Below are 3193 nucleotides of genomic sequence, written 5' to 3'. Positions count from 1 at the left end.
AACTCGCACTCACTCTCTCCACGCTGTGTCGCAGTGTGGGCATTGGAGACGCCGAATTCATATAAGTTCCATCACGAACAGAACGCTACACTAGCTGCACACGCGCCCGCTTCCGTGCGTTCGAATCCAATTCGTTCCAGCCATCGAGAAACAAGGCCACCCCTGGCTGCCGGGCTACCTGCCTGAAATCTGCTTCCGAGATTCCATGGAACGTCGGGCGTCTGAGGATGGAGCTAAGGAAGTCCAAGTCCTCCATCGCCCAGTCGCCGAGGGATACAAAAACTGGCGTCCCTCTCCCATCGGCCAGCATGCTCTCCGCGAGCTGAAACAGCGTGCTGGTCTTCCCCATTCCAGGCGGCGCTACAAGAATGAGGTCTTCCAGCGAAGTGACAGCGCTGGCCAGCGCCCTTGTTGTCACAGATTCCTCGAAGCCCTGGACTTCCAACGTCAGCGGGACCGAGGTGGACGGCCACTTCGCCGTTCGCCTGAACACCTCCAGGTCTGCAACTGCCGCAACTCTCAGCCGTTCGCCCGCGTCTGTCTTCGTCGCCGCACCTTGTGGAGTACCTTCTCCATAGAGAACACGCCACCTCGCGTCATCCTCGGCTTCGCGCTTCCACATGCGTAGCTCGTTAACCGTGAACTTCGAGTCTGTAGAGTCAATAGCGGTGCCGTGATCGCGACACATCCAGATGCCGTTTGTTGTGGCGGAGCGCTCGGCAGACGACATCTTTTTGTCATAGCGCGGTCCGCCTCGTGCAGCTGCGCAAATATGCGAGGCTGTTCCGACGTTGATGGCCTTGTTGTTGTCGTCGGCGGTAGCGCCAACGGTGGCTCTTCGACAATTTGGAAATGAGCAAAGCCATCCCGCACGTTTTGCTATCTCCAGCACGGTCTTCTGTGTGAAGTCGTCTCGGTTTCTAGTCGCCACGGTACGTATGCTCCATTATCGGCAGCCCAAACTCGAAGGTGCCGAGCTTCGGCTGCGAATATTTGATCTTCTTGGGGCCATGTGCCCGAGCATTCTAGCTCGCCGCAGAGGTGCGATGAAGCCGCCGCCCCGGGAGCTCGATGGCCACGAAAGTCGGATTCATTAAACACTGAACTTTTGAAAACTCGTCTAATGCGCGCGGTTACGCAAACTGCCTAAGGCTCCAGCCTGAAATGAATGGCGGGTACCCATCGCCGCCAAGTAGTGGCCGGGACAGTCGAGTGTATCGAGGCAGCGGCGCTCGTCTCAACCCGGCCAATGCCGACGCGACAAGACTTCGAAGGGCGCGCTCGGGGAAGATGATCAATCGGTGCTGATACAGCCACTGACGAGCATACGACAGCAGTCATTCCCGATCTCCACAACGCAGTACTTCGTCGCCGCAGCGCCCGCACAAGGGCCGGGCGTTGGTGCGCCACCATCCAGCGAAATCCGAGCCTCTGGCCGCTAACAGCTGTGGTCGGATAACGTTCGGCCGCGAGCATAAAGCGCCAAGTACATGCTCTGCCAGCCTTGCCTCTCGTGCGCCTCCAGTGCGGTGGGTCAAACACGATACGTCAAGCAAAGGCGAACAGCAAATCTCATAGTGTCCAATAACTTACGATCGATGACCCAGACCGCAGTTAGGTTAGAGAACCGTCCTAAATTGCACCGAAATCAAGGCTACCCCCCGTCAGCGCGGAGTCGTACCAGAATGAGCTGCCACTGGCTGCGGCGACCCTCAATGCGATGCAACGTGAGCATGTCTGGAGCCAGCTCGGGAGAGTCCAGCACCTGTCGTGAAGGCGGCTTTCGCGTGTCCCCCTCAGCATGGGGGACCACTCATTGAGCGGGATTTCTCTTTAGGCCAATGCGGGAACGGCCACTGCCTCGAACGGAGCGATCTCTCTCAAGTCATCCCAGAACATCGGCCGATGGACCCGCTTGGCAAGCTCGGCATGTCGCGTCATGGTGAAATCTTTCAACGACCAGACGCGACAGTCTGGCTGCGTCTTCTCGCGCAGATACGGGTCGAGACCCAGTTCCGCCATGATCAGCACCGCGCTCTCGAAGTCCTGCGCCGAGCACGTCGTGTACGGCATCTCCTGCAGGACTGACAAGGGTAGGTTCTCGCGCCTCAGCCGGGCCTTGACCCTGAGGTCAAGCGCATCCAGCACGTTGGGCCCCAACAGATGCCACTCGTCGAGGGTGATGACCAGCGGGTAGATCTGCTGCGTATTGGGACGCCACGCCGGCGTGTGGCCGTCTTGGGCATCGCGGATGTTCTTGTAGAGTTGGACTACGATGCCAGCTAGCACATCTAGCTGGGCCTCGAATTCCTCGACCGCGTCGGGCATCTTGGCGTCGAGCCGCAGCCGCTTGGTCTTGCACTCGATAAACAGATTGGCCGAGCCATCAGTGACGATCCAGTCGGTACCGAGCTTCGCTTGTTTGCCCACGGTGTACTGTGTTTCGCCTGCGACGCCGTAGCGCGGCGCGGGAAACGCTTCGCGCAGCACGTCACCGATATACGCTTCGAAGGAAGCCCCGAGACCTGTAGAAAAGCCGGCCCGGTTGACGAGCCGGTAGTACAGGCCGTTGGTGATCGCGCGATAGAAGTACTCCGAGATGGGAGCGATGGCGTGCGCGGCATTACGGTCTAGCCGCACGAGTGGCGTACCCTCCAGCGGATTCCACGTGAAGCCCCAGCGGCGGTCCAACCGCTGCTGCACCACAATCTGCGCACGCAGGCTGCCGACGCGGACCGTCAACGGCTCGTAGAAGCGGCGCACTTGATGTGGCGTGATGCCTACTACGTCGAGTGCGCGTTGCCGTGCGATCCACGGCCGATTGAGCAGCTCGCCGCCGGCGATGACACCCAACAGAAAATACGTCCGCACTTCCATCCCGACTTCGGCCTCCACGATGGGAGCTAGTGCCGGATGCCGCAGGAGCCGGTAGTAGCGCATCAGCGTCAGCAAGGACTTGTGGACCTGCCAAGGGAACTGTTGATGCGCCATTGCCGTGAGATCGCGCAAAGCGATGTCCGGCGTCATGCCGGCACTGAAGCTTTTGTCCCACGTCTGGTTGATGACGCCCAAGGCCTTGTACAGGTCTCCTAGTGTAACGTTCTGTTCTTGATTGAACTTATATGAATTCGGCGTCTCCAATGCCCACACTGCGACACAGCGTGGAGAGAGTGAGTGCGAGTTGCCCCCGAGA

2 protein-coding genes are annotated in these 3193 nt (G+C 59.4%); both read right to left on the bottom strand.

The genetic code is table 11. From position 1 onward, the window contains the following. Positions 1-85 precede the first annotated feature (85 nt). Positions 86-730 (bottom strand): hypothetical protein, encoded by a 645-nt coding sequence (locus A3A5_RS40295; RefSeq protein ID WP_018311575.1) that lies wholly within the window; start codon positions 728-730, stop codon positions 86-88. A 1103-nt stretch (positions 731-1833) separates the two neighbouring features. Continuing rightward, the coding region (locus A3A5_RS0116070) for a hypothetical protein (protein ID WP_232431356.1) at positions 1834-3193 on the bottom strand (1360 nt) is incomplete at its 5' end.

The sequence above is a fragment of the Cupriavidus sp. UYPR2.512 genome, assembly GCF_000379565.1.
Classification (GTDB): Bacteria; Pseudomonadota; Gammaproteobacteria; order Burkholderiales; family Burkholderiaceae; genus Cupriavidus.
Note: the sequence above shows the minus strand (reverse complement) of the source record. Positions and strands in the feature narration are given on the sequence as shown.

What these genes read in the sequence shown, in the direction of transcription:
- A3A5_RS40295 (WP_018311575.1), bottom strand. Translation starts at nt 730, where the DNA reads ATGTCGTCTGCCGAGCGCTCCGCCACAACAAACGGCATCTGGATGTGT.